Origin of the sequence: Chroococcidiopsis sp. [FACHB-1243] (assembly GCF_014696895.1) — a bacterium.
In the GTDB taxonomy this organism is placed as follows: domain Bacteria; phylum Cyanobacteriota; class Cyanobacteriia; order Cyanobacteriales; family Chroococcidiopsidaceae; genus Chroococcidiopsis.
Map to the genome: position 1 here is coordinate 22,610 of NZ_JACJQX010000043.1, position 24,302 is coordinate 46,911.

Consider the following 24,302-nt stretch of genomic DNA (forward strand, 5'->3'; position numbering starts at 1 on the left):
TGAGGGAGAAAAAACCCAGCTCACGACTTATGACTTACGATTTACAACTTACCTATTACCATTAAAAATAAATATCTTTTGATAAACGTCCGGTGGTTTTGAGCCAGTTTTGTGCTTCGAGATAGTTGTTGGGATCTATTTGGATAGCGCGTTTCCAGTAGTCAGCAGCGAGATCGAATAAACTATCGGCGCGATCGCTATCTCCTTCTTCTTTGGCTTTTTCCCCTTGGAAGTGATAGATGACAGCCATGTTATTCAAGGCTTGCGTCATGTTGGGGTAACATTCGAGTGCTTTTTCGTAGTACTCCAAAGCTATCTCGTGTTCGCCATTATTTGTATAAATTAATCCCATGTTGTAGAGAACGTAGCTGCGATCGTAGGGATCTTCCTCTAGTTCCAAAGCCTGTCTGTAGTTGTCTAAAGCTTCGGCATACTCTCCAGCCCCCTGAGCAGACATACCATCGCGGTAATAGACAAAAGCTTCTTTAGCTTTTTTATTGGTAGGCAGAATCTTCAGAATGATATCTGCCATGACGGTAAATGTTTTATCTACAAAGTTGTCATTACGCTGGCTTCTTGGCATATCGAGTCCGAGCTACCGTTTGGTGTATCACTTTTGCGATCTATCTTAACGTGAGTGCGGCAGTCTTAATCTCATTGCAACAAAATAGCAAAAAATTTTCTTTGATTCCACAACATTGATAAACCGCTAATAGTTATCAGTACAGTTACAAACTTGTGAAACTGCTCGTCACTCATTTTCTGTAAAATTTGCTGTCCTACCCAGTTCGCCGGAATTGCTGCCATCCCAATGACTAATCCATACCAAAGATACGATTGTGTAAATGCTCCCAAGCTAGCATAGGTACATATTTTGGCTATATGTACTACTAAAACGTGGGCGGATTTCGTGCCGATCATTTTTTCTTTAAATAAACCGTAATTTAAATACAATGGATTTAAGATTGGACCAATACTGCCGAGTAAGCCTGAGAGAAAAGCGTGAATAAACCCAGCAGGTAAGAAAACCCAACCCGAGACTTGAAAAGTTGGTTTTCTTTCGCCTACAAACAAACTACAAGCAGAACTTACTAAAAATAGCCCTAGCAGAGTTTGTATCCACTCTAGATGGGTTTGAGTAAATGCGATCGCACCCAAAATCGCCCCCGACACTGCACCAGGCAAATACCACCAAGTTAGCCGCCAATCTATGTCTCGCCAAAAAACAAAAACTCGCTGCAAGTTCCCCAATAACATTCCTGTGGTCACAACTGGCGGAATAGCTGGCGTTTCCAGCAGGAAGTTTACCATCGGAATAATAATAAACGGACTTCCCCCACCAGCTAAGCTACTAATAACCCAAGCAACAAAGCTCGACATTGCCAACAGGAAAACCGTCATATAGGCGATCGCTTTTAATAAATCTTTATATTCTTAAATATTTACTTTACCTCCTTACGTGCATCCGTTGCTACCAGAATTTGCACTCTTGACGTTGCTTGAGCCAGAGGGAGGCACAGACATTTGTTAGAGGGTTGTACCCTCTAAAATTGTGAATTGTGAATTGTGAATTGTTGCGGTCACACAGAAATAGGCGAGGGAGCAGGGTTGTATTGCTCTACTTCTTGAGCAGAAAACAGACTGCTGCTGAGGGGTACGAGTTGTACCGCACAAGCCTTTAGTTCTGGTTGTCCCGAGTCAGGACAGGCTTCGGGATGGGTGAGGGCATTTGCTTCAGCTTGTTCTGCCCACAATGCCCCCCAGTGCATCGGAACAAACACCGTACCAGGAGCGATCGCTTTTGTTACTTTAGCAGGAAATTTGGCTTTGCCACGTCGCGATCGCACTTCTACCCAGTCATCATTGTTAATTTTCAAATTCGCAGCATCGCGGGGATGAATTTCGATAAACGGGTTGGGATGCATTTGTTGAATTTTGTCAATTCTGCCCGTGCGAGTTTGAGTGTGCCAATGTCCGTATAATCGTCCGTTTGTCAGGACATAAGGATATTTCGGATCGGGTGGTTCTGCCAGTCCCCGTGAGTGATATGCAGCGAACTTCGCCCTTCCGTCAGGGGTATGAAATTTAAAATCTGTATACAACCGTTTGGCTTTTTCGTGACGATCTGATTTACCTAACTCAGATTCGGGACAGGGCCACTGCTGCGGTCCTTCAGCGCGGAGGCGTTCGTGACTCAAGCCTGACATGTCGCAAGGGCGATCGCGGGTAATTTTGGTAAATTCAGCGTAGACTTGGGTAGCAGCAGAAAAAGCGAACTGTTCGGTAAAGCCCAACCTTCTGCCAACTTCGGCGAAGATCTCCCAATCGGCTTTAGCTTCTCCTGGTGGCTGACGAAAGGCACTACACAGAGTCACGCGCCGTTCGGAATTTGTCATTACGCCTGTTTTTTCACTCCACTGGGCGGCGGGAAGTAAGACGTGGGCGTAGGCAGCAGTTTCGGTAGGATAGTAGGCATCTTGGTAAATTGTAAAAGGCGATCGCAACAGTGCTGCTTTCGTCCTTTCCAAATCCGGCATACTGACAGCTGGGTTAGTTGCTGCAATCCACAATACGCCGACTTCCTCTGACTCTAATCCTGTAATCATTTCCCAAGCAGTGCGACCCATGTAGGGTGAAATAGTGCCAGATGGCACGCCCCAAATTTCCTCTAACTCGGCGCGGTGTTGTGGATTTTTCACGCTGCGGTAGCCTGGAAGCAAATGTGCCAATCCTCCTGCTTCTCGTCCACCCATTGCATTTGGTTGTCCTGTCAGAGAAAATGGACCCGCACCAGGCTTGCCAATTTGCCCTGTCATGAGGTGCAAGTTGATAATGGTTCTGACCTTTGCCGTACCTTCTGAAGACTGGTTTACGCCCATCGACCACATAGATAGGACGCGCTTCGATTCTTTCCAGTATCGCGCCGCCGTCTCTAAATCGGCAGCAGAGATTCCGCATTTTTGCGCCACCATCTCTGGGGTGTAATCTTGAATTACCTCTGCATAAGCAGGAAAGTTACTCGTACAATCTTCAATAAAATCTAAGTCGATACAGCCCCAACGCATTAACAAATGGGCGATCCCGTTAAGTAGGTCGATATCTGTACCAGGATGAATTGCCAGATGCAAGTCAGCAGCTTCCGCCGTAGTTGTGTAACGGGGATCGACGACTACCATTTTGACGTTGCGGTTCTGCTTGCAGTATTTGTTGAGGCGGTTGAAAATAATTGGATGACACTCAGCAGTGTTCGTACCGATTAAAAAAACGCAATCGGTTTGTTCCAAATCCTCGTAGCAACAGGGAGGACCGTCAGCACCAAAACTTTGTATGTAACCAGATACCGCTGACGACATGCACAGGCGAGAATTGGCATCAAAGTTATTCGTCCCTAAACACCCCTTCATGAGTTTTTGCGCGATGTAATAGTCTTCGGTCTGAAACTGACCGGAACCATACATGCAAATTGCGTCAGCCCCTTGAGTCAGGCGAACTGTTTGAATGCGATTGACAATTTTTTCTAGTGCTTCTTCCCAGCTTACCTGGCGGAACTCTTCATTGAGCGAGTCTCTCACCATTGGATAGCGTAAGCGGCTTTTGGCGATCGCTTCTGCTATTGTCGCGCCTTTGACGCACACCATTCCTTGACTGGAAGGATGGGCTTTGTCCCCTCTCACTTTCCAGACTGGATTCCCTTGACTGTCTCGATTGGTCGCTTTGCCAGCAGCGGCTGGGGGTGAGACTTCTAAGCCGCAGCCGACACCACAATAAGGACATAGGGTTTTGGTGGAGTCAGTCATGACAGTGTTACCGCAATTTTTTCGTTAATGGGCTACAGATTTAAAGTTGGAGAATTTAGAAGAAGATATTTCAGTAAATTTGACAGTTTTTCACCACTTTAAACCACGATTCTACATTACCAGATAACCTACCTACGTTCAGAATTTTAGTCTGTAGAAAATGTTACACAAATACCGTTTTTAAGAGTAAAATTGTCTAAAAGTTCTGACATAATCAAAATCGAAATAACTCGAACAGATCCTATTTAATTTTGATATTCAGATGTACTATTTACCTCAGTTAGTTCTAGTCAAAATTATAACCATAGAGAGAGGTAAACAAATATAGTATTTAAAAAAACTTTTGGCAATCGCTGTGATTGGTAATTGGTAGTTGGGAACTGATAACTTTCTTTTATAAGTGTTGTTGGGTGCTAATAATAGAAAACTAGGATAACGCAGTTTAAGAATTTACCTACGTTACCCTGAATAAAGATTAGCTAAATGGAATGCAACAAAAGATTTTATTCTAATTCTTCTGCCAACATAGAACTACTTGGTAGCGATTGTTCTGCTGTGGTAGTTTCGTAATCTTCAGCAAAAGAGCCTTTTGGTTCCTTCAAGAAGAAGGCGCATAAACTAGCACAAACTAGAGCAGCAATTCCCATTGTGGCAAACAAAGTACGGGCATTCGTTAAGCTGAGTACAGTTAAATAAATCACCCCACCAAAGTTACCATATGCTCCGACATTACCAGAAATTTGTCCGGTAATTTCTTTTTTAATCAGAGGTACGATTCCGTAAGTTGCACCACAACCAGCTTGGGCAAAGTAAGCAGAGAGCATTGTCACAGCGATCGCTAGTGGTAAAGCCCAGCTGCCATTAATTTCGTAAGCGAGTAAGTAGCTAATCCCAATTCCAACCGAAATAACTGTCATCGTCCATTTGCGCGAACCTAATTTATCAGAAATTAAACCACCACTAGGACGAGAAACTAAGTTTAAGAATGGATAGGATGAGGCAATGATACTTGCCATGTGATGATCTAATCCAAAGGTTGTTTCAAAGAAGATTGGTAGCATAGAAACTGCTGCCAATTCCGAACCAAAATTAGTGACGTAAGTGAATTCGAGTAAAGCAACTTGACGAAATTGATAGCGTTCGGATGCAGGGTAAATTTTTTGTCCAGTTAGTAACTCTTTGTTGACGCGCCAACCTTGATAAGTTTGGTAAGCATACAACACTAATAGTCCCATCCAAGCAATATACATTTGGCTTTGGCTGAGGAAGTGAATTTTAGGTTGAGCCAAACGCCAAGCTAATAAACCAAGAGCGAAAATCAGACCGAAATTTGACAGCAGCATGGCATAAAAACTGCCTTTGCTGGTGACTTCCATCGCGCCATTTTTCTTAGGACGCTTGTAAACTTTACCGCTAGGAGTATCTTGGACTGTATTGAAATAGATAACACCGTAAATTGCAGCAACAATACCTGTAAAGGCAACTGCCAAACGCCAGTTAGATGCACCACCTGCGAAAACGCCTGTAGCTACTGCAAGAATTGGGAGAGCAAATTCAGCACCAAAAGCCCCAAAGTTACCCCAGCCGCCATAGACACCTTGAGCAATACCAATATCCTTGGGCGGGAACCACTCAGACACCATGCGAATGCCGATGACAAATCCAGAACCGACAATCCCCATCAACAAACGACTCCACACCAATTGGTTGAAATCGTGAGACATCGCTGTTGCCATACAAGGAACTACAGCAAACATCAACAGAAAAGAGTAGGTAATTCTTGGACCAAACCGATCCAGCAGCATACCGATAATAATACGGGCTGGAATTGTCAGTGCTACGTTGCAGATGAGGAGAGTTGTTTTTTGCGGATCGCTTAAATGAAGTTCTTTCTGAATTAATCCGGCAAAGGGTGCAAAGTTAAACCAACAAACGAAAGTTAAAAAGAAAGCAAACCACGTTTGATGTAAGATGCGATAACGACCCTGGAATGAAATTAAGCCTTTGAGCATGAGATGACTTCCTAAGTCAAAAGAAGAGGAATTGCAAAAGTTGTGCTGTTAGCAATTCTGTGAATTGCCTCAAGAGTGTTGTAAGAGCTACTGGATTCTATGAGTCTGAATTAGGGGATCTTTTACCAGTTTGAAAAAGTTCTATCAGTGTCGAAAAATATTGACGAACCATACCGTAAACATTTGCTAGCTTGACTTTTTATTTGCACAAGTTACATCCATAACACTGATAGACAAGCGATCGTGTCGGAATTTTTAATGGCACTTTCAATACTGGTTACTACTCTAGATTGGATTACTAAAGCCAGAAGTTTCGTATATTTTGTAACGGAATTCCATTAATCATGAAATAAACGCATAGCGCTCATGCATTTTCATGCATATTTACCACCCAAAGACAGATTGCAAAAAAATAGCGATCGCCTAAATGTCTGAGCGATCGCTATTTTCAATTATCAGTAGAAACAGAGAGTAGCGAGCAGGGAGTAGGGAAAAGAGAGCTGGGGGAGAGCGAGAAGAAAAAATTCTCCCTTGTGTTCTCCCACGTTCCCCACACTTCCCACACCGCTCACCCCTCGCTCCTCACTCCTCACTCCTACTCCACATGGGCGTGACGATGATACAAGAAGTCGAGGATGTGGTTGCGCAGTTCGTAGTAACGGGGATCTTCAATGATACGAGCGCGTTGGCGCGGACGAGGGAAGGGAATCTCCACAACTTCGCCAATCGTTGCCGAAGGACCGTTAGTCATCAAGATCGTTCGGTCGGATAAAAATAGGGCTTCGTCAATGTCATGCGTGATCATCAGCACGGTGACGCGGTGTTCTCGCCAAATTGTTAGCAATTCTTCTTGGAGTTCCTCTTTGGTAATGGCATCCAGCGCCCCGAAAGGTTCGTCGAGAATCAGGATTTGGGGACGAATAGCTAAAGCACGGGCGATCGCCACTCGTTGTTTCATCCCACCAGATAGCTGACGCGGCTTTTTATCGGCAGCTTCCGTCAGTCCTACCATTGCTAAATGCTCAAGCGCGATCGCTTTTTTCTGTGCCACAGGCATATTGGGATGGACGGCATCAATGGATAGATAAACGTTATCAAACGCCGTCATCCAAGGCAGCAGGGAGTAATTTTGAAACACCATCATCCGTTCCGGTCCTGGTTCGGTGACGCGATCGTTTTGCAGTCTGACTTCCCCTGTAGTAGGTTTGTTAAATCCTGCCACCATGTTTAGCAGAGTAGTCTTGCCACAGCCAGAGTGACCGATCAGACAGATAAACTCACCTTCGCAAGCAGTGAAATTGATATCTTTTAAAACTGTGTAAGGATCGTTTTTCGTAGGATATACCTTGGAAACATCCTCTATGACTAAAAAAGGGGTGTGGGGTGTGGGTTGTAGGGTGTGGGTTGTAGGGTGAGTTTCTCTAAGTTGCATGTTTTTTAGGGAGTAGGGAGTTGTAGGGGCGGGTTTGGAAACCCGCCCGTACGGGAGCCGGGAGTAGGGCGGGTTTACCAAGAGTTTTTACTACTATCGGAGATTTCGCGTGAACCCGCCCGTACACAGGAGTAGTTGGTAGTTGGTAGTTGGTGGTTAGTAATACCCATTACCCATTACCTTTTTTAAACAGTGACTATAGGATCGATCGCAATTTCTTCGACGCGAATTTGGTGTTTGATTTCCAAACTGTTGAGGTAGTCAATCGGGCGATCGGGATAGAGAATTTTGCCGTCAAATAGTTTGATGGGTTGCGGATCGTGTCCGATGTCCATGAATCCTAATTCGCGGGCAGCAATGCCAAATACATCGTTACGACTGACGCGATCGAGGACTTCGACCCAGTTTTTCGGGAATGGAGTCAGTCCCCAGCGAGCGAGTTGAGTCAAGATCCACAGCAAATCGGTGCGATCGCGATAGTTGGCTTTGTCTACGTGAAATTGGTTGAAATGCAGTAGTTGTTGGGGTGCGGAACCGTCACCGCGATTGTAGGGATCGAGGAACCCAGGACGGGTGTAGGCGGGATCGGAACCGACGTATTCCGGTCGGCAGAGTAATTCGAGGATCTCTTCCCGATGGCGGCGATCGTCGCAGTAGTCGCAAGCTTCTAATAAGGCTTTAACTAGGGCAACGTGGGTCTGTGGATATTGGTTTGCCCATTCTTCCCGCACGCCTAAAACTTTTTCTGGATGTCCCGCCCACAAATCTAAATCGGTGGCAACGACAAATCCTAATTCTTCGTAAACGGCGCGGGAATTCCAAGGTTCGCCAACACAATAACCGTCAATGTTTCCAGCTCTGAGATTAGCTACCATTTGCGGCGGCGGAATCACAGTTAAGCTGACATCTTCATCGGGATGAATGCCACCACTCGCCAGCCAGTAGCGCAGCAGCAAGTTGTGCATCGAGGCTGGGTGTACCATACCGAAGGTGTGGACGGTATCGGAGTCGGAGGCGATCGCGGCTTTTAAGTCAGCTAGTGTTCTGACTCCTTGCTCGAAAAACTTTTTGCTCAGCGTAATCGCGTTACCGTTACGGGAAAGAGTCAGGGCGCTGACGATGGGAATAGGAGTTTTACCACCCGCCCCTAAAGTCATGGCTAAGGGCATTCCTGCAACCATTTGGGCAGCGTCTAAGCGTCCCGTACCCACACCCTTAGCGATTTCCTTCCAACTCGGTTCGCGGCTGAGGGTGACATCGGTTAAGCCGTATTTAGCAAAGAAGCCTTTTTCTTTGGCGACTACTAACGGGGCGCAGTCGGTAAGGGGGATAAAGCCGATTTCCAAATTGACTTTTTCTAAGCCATTGCCAGCAACGACGACGTGTTGTTTTGCTTTGCGCTGCTTGATGCGCTTTTGTTGGTTGAGGAAGTAAATCAGCTCGTTACGCATAGCGTAGTAGCTGGGATGATTGACAACTTCCATCCGCTGACGGGGACGGGGAATGTTGACATCCAGAATTTGTCCGATTTGCGCTTCGGGACCGTTGGTGAGCATGACAATGCGATCGCTCAGCAATAAGGCTTCGTCTACGTCGTGTGTCACCATCACGCAGGTAACGTGACTTTCTTCGCAGATTTTCATCAACTGTTCTTGCAAACCGCCTCGCGTCAGAGCATCTAACGCCCCAAAGGGTTCGTCGAGTAGCAGCAACTTCGGACGAATTGCTAAAGCACGAGCGATCGCCACCCGTTGTTTCATGCCTCCAGAAAGTTCGCCCGGACGCTTATCTCTAGCGTGACGCAAGCCAACTAAATCGATATGATGTTCGACAGTCGATCGTCTTTCTGCCTTGGTTTGATTTTTGTAAACTTCATCAACTGCCAGCGAGATATTCTCGTACACTGTCATCCAGGGCAGTAGAGAGTAGTTTTGAAATACCACCATGCGATCGGGTCCAGGTTCTTTTACCTGCCGTCCTTCTAGGATTACGCCGCCATGACTGGCACGGTCTAGACCAGCAATGATATTTAGTAGCGTTGATTTGCCGCAACCAGAGTGACCGACTAAAGAAATAAACTCACCCTGTTTAATTTTTAATTCAATATTTTTCAGTGCCGTATAGGTACTACCATTTGGCAATGAAAATATTCTATCAACGTGGTCAACTTCTACAAAAACTGACATGGTAGTTGGTAATTGGTAATTGGTAGCTGGTAGTTGGTAGTTGGTAATTGGTAATTGGATAGCTAGGCAAGAAGCAAAAGGCTTTCTTATTTTTCACTTACGACTTACGACTTACGACTTTCCCATTACCCATTACCTATCTCTGTTCTTCTGGAACGACTTTACTAGCAATGAAAGCAACGATTCTGTCTAATAGCAGACCGACAACACCGACATAAATCAGTGCGATGATGATTTGACTTAATAAAGAGCTGTTATAAGCGTCCCAGATAAAGAAGCCGATGCCGACTCCACCAACTAACATTTCTGCGGCAACAATTGCTAACCAAGATAAGCCGATCCCGATTCTCAAACCTGTAAAGATGTAAGGCACGGTGGCAGGAAACAGGATTTTAAAGAAATATTTGCTTCCCCTAAGTTTGAGAACTCTGGCAACATTGCGATAATCTTGAGGTAGTTGTTGTACGCCCACTGTCGTGTTGATGAGAATTGGCCAAATTGCTGTAATGAAAATTACAAAAATTGCGGAGGGATTGGATTGTTGTAATGCTGCCAACGATAAAGGTAACCATGCCAAAGGTGGAACGGTTCTAAGAACTTGAAAAATTGGGTCTACAGCGTTGTAAACAAATTCATTCGAGCCAATTAGAATTCCCAGAGTAATTCCGACAATAGCTGAGAGGGAAAAACCGATTGCGACCCGTCCCAAACTAGCCAAAATTTGTAATGCTAATCCCTTATCCGTCCCGCCATTATCAAAAAAGGGATTGATGATGTAAGGGTCCCATGTTTCTTGAATTACCGCGAGTGGCGAAGGCAAAGCGAGGATGCCGCTCATGGTAAGTAACTGCCAAATCAGTGCAAAAATGGCGATCGCCACGATGGGCGGAATCACTTTTTTAGCGATAAACTTGGCGATCGCTTTCTGCTGTAAACTTTTTCTCGAACGACTCTCTAGCGTTGCGGTCATGCTCCTCCTATGCTTCTACGTTTATATAAAGAATTGCGGAAGTCGGGAATTGTAGAGACGTTACATGTAACGTCTCTACAGGATTTCTTCTTTCCCTAGCCCCTAGCCCCTTCCTAGACTTTCTTAATCTTTAGACTCTTTAAATATGCTGCGGGATTTGCCGGATCGAATTTGACTCCATCAAAGAAAGTTTCCACACCACGGGAAGAACTCTTAGGAATTTCTGCGTCTGGTACGCCAATTGCTTTCGCAGCTTCTTTCCATAGATCTTCGCGGTTTACCTGGTCTACAAGTTTCTTCGTGTCTGTATTTGCCGGAATATAACCCCAGCGAATGTTTTCCGTCAAAAACCACAAGTCATGACTCTTATAGGGATAAGAAGCATTGTCTGCCCAGAACTTCATTTTGTAGGCATAGTTTTCTTCTGTACGACCGTCGCCGTAGTCAATGTTGCCCTTGGCTCGCTCGATAATATCTTTAGCTGGGACTCTAAACCACTTCTGCTGGGAGACAATGTTTACCATCTCCTCTTTGTTTTCTGCTTTTTCGCACCATTGTTGGGCTTCTTGTACTGCCATCAATAATGCTTTCGCCGCATTGGGATTTTTATCTACCCAGTCAGCCCGCATTGTAAAAGCTTTTTCTGGGTGGTCGTTCCACAACTCTCCAGTTACCAAAGCTGTATAACCCCGCTTTTGGTTTACCAGTTGGGCATTCCAAGGTTCTCCGACACAGAAAGCTTCCATGTTGCCCACTTTCATGTTGGCTACCATTTGCGGTGGTGGAACGGGGACGACCGAAACATCAGAGTCAGGATTAACACCACCAGCCGCTAGCCAGTAACGAATCCATAAGTCGTGTGTCCCGCCAGGAAAGGTCATAGCTACTTTGAGATCTTTGCCAGCAGCTTTAGATTTAGCGAAGGCTTCCTTGAGTGGCGTGCTTTCCTTAGCTACCTTTAACTCCTTGTAAGTTTCAGCAACAGAAATTGCCTGACCGTTGGTATTCAACCTTGCCAGAATGTACATGGGAACCTTTTTACCCTCAGTAATCGTTCCCAAGCTCATTAGGTAAGGCATTGGCGTAAGGATATGTGCCCCATCAATCCCACCACCACCAGAACCTAGTGTTAAATTATCGCGGGTGACGGGCCAAGAGGCTTGCTTTTCCACCTTCACATCAGTCATGCCGTATTTGGCAAAAAGCCCCTTTTCCGCAGCAATAATCAAGGGTGCAGAATCAGTCAGGGCGATAAAGCCTAATTTTGCTGTAGTTGTCTCTACTTTGGGAGCGTCGGCAACGGGACTAACGTTAGCTGTCGAACTAGTATTCGTAGTAGAGGTATTGTTACTTGCCGTGTTGCTTGAACTGCAACCGTGAACTAAAGCTGAACCTGCTGCTGCCGCACTTGTAGTAATGATGAATTGCCGTCTTGTAAACTTGGTCATTCTTGAAGTGGTAATTGGTAATTGGTAATGAGTAATTGGTAATTAGCGAGAGGTAGATTTTGACTTTTGACTTCTTTGCCTAGCCTCTAACCCCTATTGCAACTTCTTGCCTCGGTCTAGCGCCGAAATGCTCGATGAGTAAATTGCGTAACACTGGCTGCAAATCGTCGCAGGGAATTCCCTTTGTGATGCAGCTACCTAAATGAGCATCCTTACCGACTTTGCCACCCATGTAGATATCAACACCTTCTACAGCTTTGCCATCTTTACGGACTTTGGTTCCCATCAGTCCAATGTCCGCTACCTGGGGTTGTCCGCAGGAGTTAGGGCATCCCGTCCAGTGAATGCGGACTGGTTGAGTAAATGTTAGTTCTGTCTCTAGCGCCTTAATTGTTGCCAGCGCTCGATTTTTGGTTTCAATCAAGGCAAAGTTGCAGAACTGAGCGCCCGTACATGATACGAGTCCTCGGGTCAGCGGATCGGGTTCTATAGAGAAGCGTTGTAAGAGTGGTTCCGCCAGGAAGGTTCCGAGACGCGAATCGGGAATGTTGGGAATAATTATGTTTTGTTCTACAGTCAGGCGAATCTCACCACTACCATAAACTTCTGCTAACCGCGCTACTTCAAACATATCTTGAGCGTAGAGCCGCCCGATCGGAACGTGTAAGCCGATGTAGTTTAGTCCTGGCTGTTTTTGAGGGTAGACTCCAATGTGGTCGCGTTTTTCCCAGTCAATTTCGTCTTTAGCGGCTGCCGATCGCAAAGATTTGCCCATTCGGGTTTCTATAGCTAGACGGAATTTTTCCATCCCCCACTCGTCAATCAGCCACATCAAGCGAGCTTTTTGTCGATTGGCTCGCAGTCCATTATCTCTATAGACTTCCAAAACTGCTCTGCATACAGCAATCACATCTTCTGGTGCTACCCAAGCATCGAGAGGAACCGCCGCCTCACAACGTTTGGCAGAAAAGAAACCTCCCACCAAAATATTAAAACCAAACTCTCTTTCCTGACTCTCCTGTACGGGCGCACAGCCGTGCGCCCCTACCGACTCCCGACTCCCTTCCTTAAACGCAGGAACGAAAGCCAAATCGTTGATCTCTGCATGGACGGAGTTATCGCGACCGCCAGTAATGGCAATATTAAATTTTCGCGGTAGGTTGGTGAATTCTGGGTTTCCCTCACCGTAATTGGTGATTGCGTCTTGCACTTGATTCACTAAGTCTCGCGTGTCAAATAACTCTTCGGTATCGAGTCCTGCTAGCGGATCGCCAGTAATGTTACGGACGTTATCCATCCCCGATTGGATGCTGGTTAATCCCACAGCAGCAAACTTTTGAAAGATCTCTGGCAAGTCTTCAATCCGAATGCCCCGCAGCTGAATATTCTGTCTGGTAGTGATGTCTGCGCTACCGTCATCGCCATAGCGTTGCAGGACTTCACCCAGGACTCGCATCTGATGGGTGGTGATAATGCCATTAGGCATCCGCAGCCGCATCATGAATTTACCTGGAGTGACTGGACGAAAGAACACGCCTAGCCACTTAAGGCGATGGTCGCGATCTGTTTCATCCATTGCTTCCCAACCAATAGAGGCAAATTGCTCGATCTCTGTTTTAACCGCAAGACCATCTTTTTCTGCCTTAAATTTTTCAAATTTATTCAGACTTGCCTTGGAGGTTGCTGCGTCCGTCATATGGCTTTATCCCTGTTATCTGCTATTTTCGTGCCACTACCAGCACTTATGTTGAAAAAATCAAAAATTCCGCTAGTTCTAAGTTGCTGTCATCTGTCAGATTTTGTTACAACCTGCTGTCCGTTGTCTTCCTTGGCAAAATCTTCTTTTCATCGGTATGATGGGCGTTCGCGACGCACCTTCTTTTCGTTTGAGGTTGGAATCAGACAAGACACCACGCAGCTGTTTTAAAATGGCTTTAAAATGGCATCATATGAAAAGTCATCCCTGTATTTTTGATACATTCGATACTTTGCGATCGCCTTCTGTACGATTAACCCTCCGAATTTGAGCAACAACCCCAGTCCTTGCAGTCTGAATATTTGATGGATCGCAATTCGATCGAGTGCCGACTCGCGTTGTTTGCTTCTTAGAAACTAAATTACGCGGATTTTTCCTACTAATTCGTAACTTAAGTAACAAATCATTGCTTTTATTGAACTTTTTGCATCATTTCTATGCAGATATGACATAGAAATCGGTACAAAGACGGATGTAGCATGTCTCAATTAGGTCAGACTGAAATCAGTTATCAGTTGTCAGCGATCGGCGAACGGGGTGTGGGAAATTGGTAGTTGGTAATGGGTAATTGGTAATGGGTAATTGGTAGTTGCTCCCTCAGTTCCCTCAGCTCTCTTCCCTGCTCCCTAATAACTGACAATCATCTAATTCAAATCGCAGTAATTTAACCGTGAATTTACAGACTGCTAATTTGTTAGAACAGGCACAACTCGCCCACGCTGCTTCTAACTGGGCGTTGCTACTCCAATGCCTTCAGCAACTTATGGCGGAAGTTGGAAGTCGGAAGTCGGAATTCGGAAGTGAATTTTCTCCCTCAGCTTCCTCAGCTTCCTCAGCTCTCTTCTCCCCGACTCCCGACTCCTCTGTACGGGCGCACAGCAGTGCGCCCCTACCGTCTCCCCTAACATGGGCAATTGATATTTTGACTTGGGGAGATTTTCATCAACGGTGGGATGTGGCGAAGTTACTGCCTAAATTTGGACGAGAGGCGATCGCATCTTTGTTGGAAATTTTGGCAGATGAAGATGCGGATGAAGAATTGCGCTGGTTTGCCATACGGAGTTTGGGAACTTTTGACGATCCAGAAGCGATCGCCGCTTTGGTAGAGTTGTTGCAAACATCATCAAATTTAGAAGAACAGGGAATAGCAGCCGCAGCTTTAGCAGAAATTGGCTCGAATGCTGTATCTGCAATTACAAAGTTGTTAGAGAGAGAGAATACCAGAGCGCTAGCCGTGCGATCGCTTGCCTATATTCGTACCAAAGAAACAATCGAGCCTCTACTCAGCGTTGTTCGAGACTCAGATGTGGAAATTAGAGCGATCGCGATCGAAGCTTTGAGTAGCTTTCACGATCCTAAAATTCCGCCCATTTTAATTGACACTTTAAGCGATTTGGGGGCAAAAGTGAGAAAAGAAGCCGTTACTGGCTTGAGTTTTCGCCCCGACTTGCGGGAAGAATTGAATTTAGTCGATCTCTTGTTGCTGAGATTGTATGACTTCAGCATAGATGTTTGTCTGGCTGCTGCAAACGGTTTGGGTAGATTAGGAACGGATCGAGCTGCAACAGGTTTGTTCCGAGTCTTGCAGTCTCCCCATACGCCGAGCGCTTTACAGATAGAAATTGTCTTAGCTCTAGGCAGAATTGAAACCTCAGCCAGTCTGGAATATTTACGGCAAGTTTTCGAGGAAATAACTTCAATCGCAATTTGGCAAGAAACAATTAATGCTTTAGGACGAGTCGAACAGTTAAGTTTAAAGCCACAAGCAGCAGAGATTTTACTCGAATTGCTGCGTACCAATCGCTTAGCAGCACAACACGCCAAACTCAAGCAAGCGATCGCTTTGTCGTTAGGTCAATTGGGTGAAATGCAAGCAATTCCATCGCTGATTCAATTACTAGCAGACTCAGAGCTTGCCGTCAAATTGCACGCGATCGCTGCTCTCAAACAGTTAAATTCTACTGCTGCCCATCAGCAATTAACCCAAATAGCTGCTGATGCTAACATTTCACTGCAACTACAACAGGGAGTCGCGATCGCTTTGCGAGAATGGGATCTTAATTCTTCTTTTTAAGTAAATATTTACCCCACTCTACAGCAATCGGGATCTCTGTAAAAGGAATTCGCACGGTATCGTGTGAATCTCGCATGACAAATTCTAGCGCGATCGCTTTACCTTTCGTTGGTGGTGTCTCCAACGCTACTGGTTTTTCCTCTACTAGTAAGTGAATTTCTTGTACCCGATCTAAAGAAAAAGTTTTCAGGTCAATGGGTCCCGTGCGTGTTGGTTTGCCCCAAGTTAATTCGTTCCCATTCTGCCCCAAAACCGCATAAAGATCGTATTTTGACTTTTCAAATTGTTTTGCCCAATTTTGGTAGGCTTCTACTTTCTGAAATTCGTTTCTTCCTTGCCAAGTTAACCAAATAAATAATCCTAGCAGTGGTAGCCAGATCAACCCACGTTCCATTTTTTTCTCGATCGGTATTACTCTTAATTAATTATAAAAATTTCTTAGATTGGAAGGCAGGTCACTTGCTTTTATACGACGCTTTTGATACTATTTACTTTACAATGGAAATATTTTTAAATTTCTTAAAAATGCAAATATTCCCATTGTAACAAGACTATTATAAAATGAAACTTGCCAAAAATAAAGCAGCTCGAACTGATTAACAGCTAAATTTTTCGCAATTCGCAATTGAAGAAATAATTACGAATTACGAATTATGAATTACGAATTAACCATGCAATGCCTTAAACAGAGCATCAGTCAGTTCGACAGCTTGCTTGGCTCGTTCTTGGGCTGTTGCACTCGCATCAGTTGCGGATAGGGCGATCGCGGCAATGTATTCGCGTTTAGTCAATCCTTTATCCAACATGGTTGGGTCTGTAGGATGGGCAGGCGCATTAGCATCATGAGCGGACATAAATTTAACCCTCCGATATTACAGGTAGCACGAAGTCAATATATACTGCGTTGGCTACCATTTGTCATATCAGATGAGGTTACTGCCAACCGATCTCTTACAGCTTTTCTAGGAAAGCAAATACAACCCGTGCTTGATTTTCCGCTGCGATCGCAAAAAATGTGCCGATTTGCGTTGCAGCTGCCTCTTCGCCACCACCAGCTAAATCGGAAACGCTTCTGACGGCAATGAAAGGGACGTTGTTGGAATAGGCTACCATTGCCGAAGCGGTGGTTTCCATATCGACAACTAATACATCCGTGTCGGCGTTGCGGTTGCCTTGTTCGTCAAAATTAAGGGTTGTCGCTAGAAATCTCCGATATTGGGCGTTGTCAACAAATGTAGGTCCAGCGACCCCATTTTGACCGACGATCAGTTGAGGTGGTGGATCGATCGGCGTAGTAGCGCAATTTCCCGCCTGGTCGAGTTGGGGACAGTCCAATAACTTAACTTCCAGCTGACTTGCTTTTTTAAACATTGCCTCATCAACCGTAAACCAAAATTTTAAGTCTTGATCTGTCTCTGGGTTGACAGACGCGCCTGGGAATGGCACTTGACGGATGATCTGTTCGTTGTTCTGGTTGAAGTAAAATTGCGGTGCGCGATCGGAACTGACATTTGTATTGCGTAAGAAAGCATTCTTAGCATCTGGTTGAAAGATCCCTTCTTGGTTAGCTTGCCCTGGTTCAGATGCTTGTCCGATGAGAAAATTACAGGTCTTGGCTTCCTCCAAGGGATCTTGCAGGACGTGATTGAGCTGAAGTCCAGGCGAGAACGCACACGGTACAATTTCTGCCGTGTTATTGAAATACGTCTCTTGGGGGAAAGCCCACCGTTTGGGGATCGTCACCGAACCGATGGGTGTCTCGTTCGGGGTATTAGGGTCGTCGTCGTTTGCTCCAACCCCACCAACTCCACCAGCGATCCCGCTAAAAATTACTTTCGAGACGTTAAATTTATCTAGCGTTAATTGCGTCACCATTGTAGCGTTGACAATACTGATATTAGTCAATATGACAACGACATTCTTACCGCGCAATTTTCCCTTACTAAAGCGATGTCCGTTGATGTTGACGCAGCCATCAAATTTGTTTCGACCATCATTCAAGCGCATTTCATCAATAAATCGATCTGCCTCACCAGAAAATGCAGAAACGAGAGCAATTCTGGGAACTGCATCAGTATTAGCTTTACACTCCCCTTTAATCGGTGCGGCTTGAGTGCTGCTGACGGGTAACTGAGACGCAAAAGAGAGCAAAATAGGCAGTTGCCACCAACGCAATCTAGTTGTATTCTTGCTAAATCTCATGGTTTTGCTCTCCTACCCTCTTGTTGTAACGCTAGGTCATTAGGATAGTAGTATTGGCAACCACGCAAAATGGTAGTATTTGCAACTTAACTATTAGTTAGGAATTAAACATTGTATTTTGTCGTGAAACTATAGAAAAGTTGACTTATTCGTCAGTGGTTGCTGTAAGAAGCGGGAGTCGGGAATTGTAGGGGCAGGTTTACCCAAAATCTGTATTTGGTATCAGAGTCTATTTGGAAAACCCGCCCGTACGGGAGTCGGGAATTGTAGGGGCAGGTTTACCCAAAATCTGTATTTGGTATCAGAGTCTATTTGGAAAACCCGCCCGTACGGGAGTCGGGAGTCGGAGTGTTATTCCTAGAGTTTATTTTCCAATCCAATCTATCGAGCGGGAGTGTTGCAACGATTGACGATCGCCGGATTCGCGCGACTCCCTTGAGTTTGTAGATTTGCTAGCGTACTTCCGAGTAGATACAGTCCACCACAAAGCATGGGTAAACCGATGAGTACAGTTAGCCCAAAAACGAGTATTTGACTTGAATCTGATTCAGTTACAACTTGGCGATCGCTAGGATTTGTATCATTACCCAATGGTTTCCCACAGACACTACAGCAATTGGAATGAGTTCCTGCATCGCGAGAGCGTCCTACAGTCACTGCTAAAAGCTGTTCTCCCAGAGTTTTTGCCATAACACAGGGGTAAGTAATAAGTCGTAAGTCGTAAGTCGTAAGTAAAAAAACACTTACGGCTTACGATAACTGATAACTAATTATGTAATCACCGTTGGTTTCGACATGCCAGTATATTCGCGAATTTGAGCAACTTCCTGGGCGATCGCAATTGGTTCGGCTAGCGCTTGTTGTACCTCTAGATCTTGTTTGCTAGAGTCACCTTCGTAGCTTTCAAAGTAAACCCGCAATGTTGCTCCTTGGGTTCCCGTACCGGAAAGGCGGAAGACGATCCGAGAACCGTCAACAAAACCGATCCGCACGCCTTGTTTGCTGCTGATACTACCATCAATCGGGTCGGTGTAGCTGAAATCGTCTGCGTATTCGACTTCATATTGTCCGTAACGCTTACCTTTGAGCGTGGGAACAACGGAACGCAACTTTTCCATTAAGGTATTGGCGCGATCGCTATCTACTCCTTCATAGTCGTGGCGCGAGTAATAATTGCGACCGTATGTCTGCCAGTGTTCGCGCACGATGTGTTCTACCGATTGTTGGCGCACGGCAAGGATGTTTAACCAAAATAACACTGCCCACAGCCCGTCTTTTTCGCGAATGTGGTTGGAACCCGTACCAAAACTTTCTTCCCCGCACAGGGTTGCTTTGCCTGCATCGAGGAGATTGCCGAAAAACTTCCATCCCGTTGGAGTTTCGTAACAATCAATTCCCAATTTAGCTGCTACGCGATCCGCCGCTTGACTTGTGGGCATAGATCTGGCAACTCCAGCGATTCCTGAAGCATAACCAGGGACTAACTTAGCGTTGGCTGTCAGCACTGCTAAACTATCGCTAGGGGTGACGAAGAAATGTTTGCCCAAGATCATATTGCGATCGCCATCTCCATCGGAAGCAGCCCCAAAGTCAGGCGCATTGTCTCCAAACAGAATTTCTACGAGATCGTGGGCATAGACTAAATTCGGGTCTGGGTGTCCGCCGCCAAAATCTTCTAAAGGCGTACCGTTGACTACCGTACCTTGCGGTGCGCCCAAGCTTTGCTCGAAAATTGCCCGGGCATAGGGACCCGTGACTGCGTGCATGGAATCAATGCAGATGCGTTTACCAGAGGTGAGAAATTGACGAATGCGATCGAAATCAAATAGCGACTCCATTAGCTTTTGGTAGTCTTGAACTGAGTCGATAACTTCAACCGTCATCTCTCCCAAACGAGACTCGCCTAACGTGTCTAAATCGATATCTGGTGCATCTAGAATTTTGTAGCGATCAATTGTTTTACTACGGGCATAGATTGCCTCAGTTACCTTTTCCGGTGCGGGTCCACCGTTGCCAGTGTTGTATTTTACGCCAAAGTCCCCATCTACCCCACCTGGGTTGTGGCTGGCAGAGAGAATAATTCCACCCAGGGTTTTGTATTGGCGAATAATACAGGAAGTCGCAGGAGTAGAGAGAATACCGCGATGACCGACCTTAATCCGGCTAAAACCATTCGCAGCAGCCATTTTCAAAATAATTTGGATCGCTTTTCTGTTGTAGTAACGACCGTCACCACCCAAAGCTAAAGTTTGTCCCTGACAACCTTCGAGACTATCGAAGATGGATTGGACGAAGTTTTCTAAATAGTGGGGTTGCTGAAACACTTTGACCGCTTTTCGCAAACCAGAAGTACCTGGCTTCTGGTCGGTAAAGGGAGTAGTGGAGACTTCAAGGATATTCATGGAATAGGTTATTGTTCCTGACCGAGCGTTTGCAACTGTAAACTTTTCAAAAAGGGCGATTGCGCTACTTTGAACTTTCGATCTATTTCGTCGCTGCACTTAGCACTGTGACACTTTGCTTGGAATCGCAGAATATCTGGCGCTATTTTCACATTACCATCCTCCCTTGCCATCACTCTCAAGTCAGGGAGCAGGGAGCAGTGAATTGCGTGGTGCGATGAAAGCTGAGAGGAAGGTGCAGAGGCGATTGCTACGCTCATGCTTCGCGCTTCGCAGCTATGAGGCAAAAGCCGATCGCGATCGCTGAAGGTATGAAAGATTTTGCATTGCCCCCAAAATAATAATTTACCGAGCTGTTTCGCACTAGATTGCCTAATACTTTAGTTGTTGAGTTGGCAAATACAGATCATTTTTTCAACCTACTTCTACTGAACGAGTTTACAAATTAAAAACCTGCCAAACAAGCGCTCTATTCAGAAAAATAATGTGCTGTTGTCTCGCTTTCAAATTCACAATCGGAGACGTAAGTACGGACAAAAGTTGTGATTTTGATAAATCGCATCTTATATTATTATTATGGCAAACTATTCAACCTTAGAACTTCAAGTTAAGCTTCTAAATACACAACTTGCCATGCCTTTTGGTAAATAATCTATGTTCAAGAATGCTAAAAGTAGGTTGAAGCTTTTCGTGTTCCTCGGTCTGATTGTGATTATTTTTACCCTAAAGACGATTGTTATTAATGCTCAGTCTCAGGGTTCAACCAGTTTATTTGAACCATTTAAAATCGTAGTTAATTCTAGCTTTATTAGTCCGTTAGATGAGTTTTTTGGTGATATTTCAATTGGTCGAAAAGTTTTTATTGCTAGTAACACTATCATCCGAGCGGAACCCAACACTCGCATTTGTATTGGCGATCGAACTAATTTTCAAGACAATATTTTATTTCTAGCACTCCGTAGAAATACGGCTCCTCCAAGTGCTTGTGCGGCAAAATCAAGTAGTACTGGCGAACGAGTGAGTATTGCTCATCAGGCAAATATTGAGAATTCACAAATTGGCAACTTCACCTTTATCGGTTTTCATACCCGCTTGCGCAACGTAGTGCTAGAAGACGGTGCTTTTGTACTGCATGGTGCGATTCTGTCGAACGTGCGGATTGGCAAAAACCGTTTAGTACCAATTGGGGCAGTTATTACGACTCAAGCGCAGGCTAATGCTCTCCCACTTAAAACGGAAGCTAATTCTAAGTTTCAAGCAGAAGTATTAGAAGTCAATGCCGAGTTTGCTGAAAACTACAGCCACCTGTACGAAGAAGCAGGATTTGATGCCGTAACGGGTGTTAGTACAGCACCAAAAACATCTTGGAATCCGAAACCAGTCAAACCCACAATCGGTCAGAATGTGAAACTTGATGAGTTTGCTCGCATCGTTGGAGATGTCAGGCTTGGCAATAATAGCACCGTGGGACAGCGAACTTCAATTCGTGCTGATGAAGGCACACCAATTATTATTGGGAAGAATGCCCAAATTGAGGATCGAGTCACGTTTCATGCGCTCAAAGGTACGAGTATCCATATTGGTAAAAACTTAGATACGAGCGATAACATCGTTTTTCACGGACCTCTCGAAGTTGGCGATAATCTCACAATTGGAGATGATACTGTATTATTTCGTTCTAAAGTTGGTAACAACGTGACAATCGGCAGCGAGGCTATAGTGGTGGACGTAACGCTGCAAAACGGCGTAAAAGTTCCCGATCGCGCTATTATTACTACCCAGAAGCAAGCAGATGCCTTAGTGCGATCGCCAAGGCTGCCAATCTGACAGCGCAGAAATCTTCCTATGTTGCAAATGCTTTCCCAGTTATTCTCGAAGCGGCGAAAACAATTTTGGTTATCTATAGCCACGTTTATCGTAGTCGCGATCGCCATCGGTTCAATTCAAATCTCTCTAGCTCGAATAGTCACCCCTACTCATCCACTCGATTCATTAACAGCACAAGAGATTACAGCAGCCGTTGCACTCATTAAACAAAAAATACCCCAACGGGAAATTCACTTTCCCATCGTTGCTCTGAACGAACCAGATAAAACAGAAGTCTTGAATTTCAAGCCAGGACAATCCTTCAAACGCGAAGTTTTTGCCGTGGTTTACGATCGCTCTCAAAACAAAACCTACGAAGCTGTTGTAACTTTAAAACCTACAACTAAAGCTGGTGTTTTGTCATCCTGGCAAGAGATTCCTGGCGTGCAGCCAGCCATCATGGAACCAGAATATGAAATAGCAGAGGCAGTCACCAAAGCCGATCCGCGCTGGCAAGCGGCTATGAGGAAGCGAGGCATTACTGACCTTAAACAAGTTGTCGTTGAAGGCTGGGCAGTAGGGCTGGTGACTGAAGCAGAAAAGTCAAGTGGGGCGCGTCTGTGTCGCACGTTATCTTACTTCAAAGGCGATCGCTGGAACTACTACGGCACGCCGATAGAGGGAGTCGTTGCAACTGTCGATCTCAATGCTAAAAAACTGGCTAGTTTTAGCGATACGGGTGTCGTAGCTCTCTCCAAGGAAAATTGGGACTACGATCCGCGATCGCTCAGCCCCCTAAGAACGGCAGCCAAGTTACTAAAAATCCTGCAACCAAACGGTCACACCTTCAAACTCAATGGTAATGAAGTGAGTTGGCAGGGGTGGAAATTCCGCTACACGATGCATCCACGGGATGGCTTGATCCTTTACCAAGTGCAGCATGAAGACGGTCGCGAATTTCGTCCAGTCATGTATCGTGCCAGCCTATCTGAAATGGTCGTTCCCTATGGCGATCCCAATCCGCAGTGGTCGTTTCGCAATGCCTTTGATGTCGGAGAATACAATTTCGGTACGCTAACTAATACTCAGGAACTAGGCAAAGAAGTTCCTGAAAATGGGGTATTGCTAGATGCAGTGCTAGCAGACTCGCAAGGCAAACCTTATGCCATGCCTGATGTTATCGGGATCTATGAAAAAGATGATGGCGTGTTATGGAAGCACTACGATTATAGATCCGAACGCAAGGATGTCCGACGCGATCGCCAGCTCATTGTCACAACGACAGCCGCGATCGGTAACTACGATTACGCCATCAACTGGATCTTTCACCAAGATGGATCGTTAGACGTGCGAACTGACTTGCACGGACTTGTTTTAGCCCAAGGATCGGATTCTGTCACCACTGCAAATCGAGATACCTACGGCAAGTTAATGGCCAAAAACATTGTCGGTGTCAACCACCAGCACTTTTTTAACTTCCGATTGGATCTAGACGTAGACGGTGAAGCAAATATGCCGATGGAAATGACGGTTCAATCCCTACCTATCGGTGCAAATAACCTTCAAGGCAATGCATTTGTTGCCAAAGACACGCCCCTAACAACAGAAAAAAGCGCCGTCCGAGATCTCAGTATGGCAGAAAATCGAAAATGGGCGATCGCCAGTACGACTCGTAAAAATCAACTCGGCGCACTTACGAGTTATATGCTCATGCCATCTGGAAATACAGTCTTTTTCCCCAGCCAAGACGCAACAATTCGCGATCGCGCGGGCTTCGCTACTCACCATTTCTGGGTGACTAAGTATAAACCTAAAGAACTCCACGCTGGAGGAGAATATCCCAACCAAAGCAACTCCCAGCAGGGCTTACCTACCCTTGTTGCGGATGATGAACCGCTTATAGGTCAAGACTTGGTAGCTTGGTACACGTTGGGTACTACGCATATTCCTCGTCCTGAAGACTGGCCTGTTATGCCCGTTCACCATGCTAGTTTTAAGTTGATCCCTGTAGGGTTCTTCACGCGCAATCCTGCTATCAACCTACCAGAACCAACAGCCGTCAAGCACTCTTCCTAAACAAATAATTGTTTAATTATGGGTTGCTAGCAATTTATCACATTTATAGCAGAGAGCTGATAGATCGGGGCATTTCAATTATCTACAAGCAATATTAGCCAAGTTTTTTTCCTCTGCTCCCTGCTCAAAAGCTCCCTGTTC

At 45.4% G+C, this 24,302-nt stretch carries 19 protein-coding genes; 4 read left to right on the forward strand and 15 right to left on the reverse strand.

Translation table 11 applies throughout. The features are described from left to right. Nucleotides 1-61: 61 nt before the first annotated feature. From H6G17_RS25810 to H6G17_RS34270, 10 genes are all read right to left on the reverse strand, one after another. A complete protein-coding gene (locus H6G17_RS25810; protein ID WP_015155576.1) occupies nt 62-583 on the reverse strand; it encodes a photosystem I assembly protein Ycf3 in 522 nt (173 codons plus the stop codon). Nucleotides 584-654: 71 nt separating this feature from the next. Continuing rightward, on the reverse strand, nt 655-1,401 hold the full coding sequence (locus tag H6G17_RS25815; protein ID WP_192161437.1) for a sulfite exporter TauE/SafE family protein: 747 nt from the start codon (nt 1,399-1,401) through the stop codon (nt 655-657). A gap of 179 nt (nt 1,402-1,580) precedes the next feature. Further along, complete coding sequence (locus H6G17_RS25820; protein WP_192161438.1) at nt 1,581-3,797, reverse strand: nitrate reductase; 2,217 nt, start codon at nt 3,795-3,797, stop codon at nt 1,581-1,583. A gap of 503 nt (nt 3,798-4,300) precedes the next feature. Next, a complete protein-coding gene (locus H6G17_RS25825) occupies nt 4,301-5,809 on the reverse strand; it encodes a NarK family nitrate/nitrite MFS transporter (RefSeq protein ID WP_192161439.1) in 1,509 nt (502 codons plus the stop codon). A 595-nt stretch (nt 5,810-6,404) separates the two neighbouring features. After that, a complete protein-coding gene (locus H6G17_RS25830) occupies nt 6,405-7,241 on the reverse strand; it encodes a nitrate ABC transporter ATP-binding protein (RefSeq protein WP_192161440.1) in 837 nt (278 codons plus the stop codon). A gap of 185 nt (nt 7,242-7,426) precedes the next feature. Continuing rightward, complete coding sequence (locus H6G17_RS25835; protein ID WP_192161441.1) at nt 7,427-9,427, reverse strand: nitrate ABC transporter ATP-binding protein; 2,001 nt, start codon at nt 9,425-9,427, stop codon at nt 7,427-7,429. Nucleotides 9,428-9,563: 136 nt separating this feature from the next. Next, entirely contained in the window at nt 9,564-10,397 is an 834-nt protein-coding gene (gene ntrB, locus H6G17_RS25840; RefSeq protein ID WP_192161442.1) for a nitrate ABC transporter permease, read from the reverse strand. 113 nt (nt 10,398-10,510) lie between these two features. Further along, on the reverse strand, nt 10,511-11,845 hold the full coding sequence (locus H6G17_RS25845) for a CmpA/NrtA family ABC transporter substrate-binding protein (RefSeq protein WP_192161443.1): 1,335 nt from the start codon (nt 11,843-11,845) through the stop codon (nt 10,511-10,513). Between the two features lie 79 nt (nt 11,846-11,924). Continuing rightward, nucleotides 11,925-13,541: a ferredoxin--nitrite reductase gene (locus tag H6G17_RS25850; protein ID WP_192161444.1), complete on the reverse strand. Its 1,617-nt coding sequence runs from the start codon at nt 13,539-13,541 to the stop codon at nt 11,925-11,927. Nucleotides 13,542-14,112: 571 nt separating this feature from the next. Then, a complete protein-coding gene (locus H6G17_RS34270; RefSeq protein ID WP_277876086.1) occupies nt 14,113-14,241 on the reverse strand; it encodes a hypothetical protein in 129 nt (42 codons plus the stop codon). 30 nt (nt 14,242-14,271) lie between these two features. On the opposite strand from H6G17_RS34270, the gene H6G17_RS25855 reads away from it, so the two are divergent. After that, entirely contained in the window at nt 14,272-15,675 is a 1,404-nt protein-coding gene (locus H6G17_RS25855) for a HEAT repeat domain-containing protein (RefSeq protein ID WP_192161445.1), read from the forward strand. On the opposite strand, the gene H6G17_RS25860 is transcribed toward H6G17_RS25855, so the two are convergent. The 5 genes from H6G17_RS25860 to H6G17_RS25880 all read right to left on the reverse strand — a co-directional run bounded on the left by H6G17_RS25860 (nt 15,659) and on the right by H6G17_RS25880 (nt 20,279). Next, on the reverse strand, nt 15,659-16,069 hold the full coding sequence (locus H6G17_RS25860; RefSeq protein WP_192161446.1) for a hypothetical protein: 411 nt from the start codon (nt 16,067-16,069) through the stop codon (nt 15,659-15,661). The genes H6G17_RS25855 and H6G17_RS25860 overlap by 17 nt on opposite strands. Before the next feature lie 271 nt (nt 16,070-16,340). Continuing rightward, on the reverse strand, nt 16,341-16,529 hold the full coding sequence (locus H6G17_RS25865; RefSeq protein WP_192161447.1) for a hypothetical protein: 189 nt from the start codon (nt 16,527-16,529) through the stop codon (nt 16,341-16,343). Between the two features lie 97 nt (nt 16,530-16,626). Continuing rightward, the gene (locus tag H6G17_RS25870) at nt 16,627-17,877 is read right to left on the reverse strand and encodes a phosphorylase (RefSeq protein WP_192161448.1); all 1,251 of its coding nucleotides are present in this window, start codon (nt 17,875-17,877) and stop codon (nt 16,627-16,629) included. A gap of 381 nt (nt 17,878-18,258) precedes the next feature. After that, nucleotides 18,259-18,567 (reverse strand): hypothetical protein, encoded by a 309-nt coding sequence (locus H6G17_RS25875; RefSeq protein ID WP_192161449.1) that lies wholly within the window; start codon nt 18,565-18,567, stop codon nt 18,259-18,261. 80 nt (nt 18,568-18,647) lie between these two features. Continuing rightward, nucleotides 18,648-20,279 (reverse strand): alpha-D-glucose phosphate-specific phosphoglucomutase, encoded by a 1,632-nt coding sequence (locus H6G17_RS25880; protein ID WP_192161450.1) that lies wholly within the window; start codon nt 20,277-20,279, stop codon nt 18,648-18,650. A 115-nt stretch (nt 20,280-20,394) separates the two neighbouring features. On the opposite strand from H6G17_RS25880, the gene H6G17_RS25885 reads away from it, so the two are divergent. From H6G17_RS25885 to H6G17_RS25895, 3 genes are all read left to right on the forward strand, one after another. Continuing rightward, nucleotides 20,395-20,586, forward strand: a complete 192-nt coding sequence (locus H6G17_RS25885) for a hypothetical protein (RefSeq protein ID WP_192161451.1) — start codon at nt 20,395-20,397, stop codon at nt 20,584-20,586. A 347-nt stretch (nt 20,587-20,933) separates the two neighbouring features. Further along, on the forward strand, nt 20,934-22,106 hold the full coding sequence (locus tag H6G17_RS25890) for a carbonate dehydratase (protein ID WP_199317001.1): 1,173 nt from the start codon (nt 20,934-20,936) through the stop codon (nt 22,104-22,106). 18 nt (nt 22,107-22,124) lie between these two features. Continuing rightward, nucleotides 22,125-24,161 carry a primary-amine oxidase gene (locus tag H6G17_RS25895; protein WP_192161452.1) on the forward strand — a complete coding sequence of 679 codons (2,037 nt, stop codon included), beginning with the start codon at nt 22,125-22,127 and terminating at the stop codon, nt 24,159-24,161. Nucleotides 24,162-24,302: the final 141 nt, after the last annotated feature.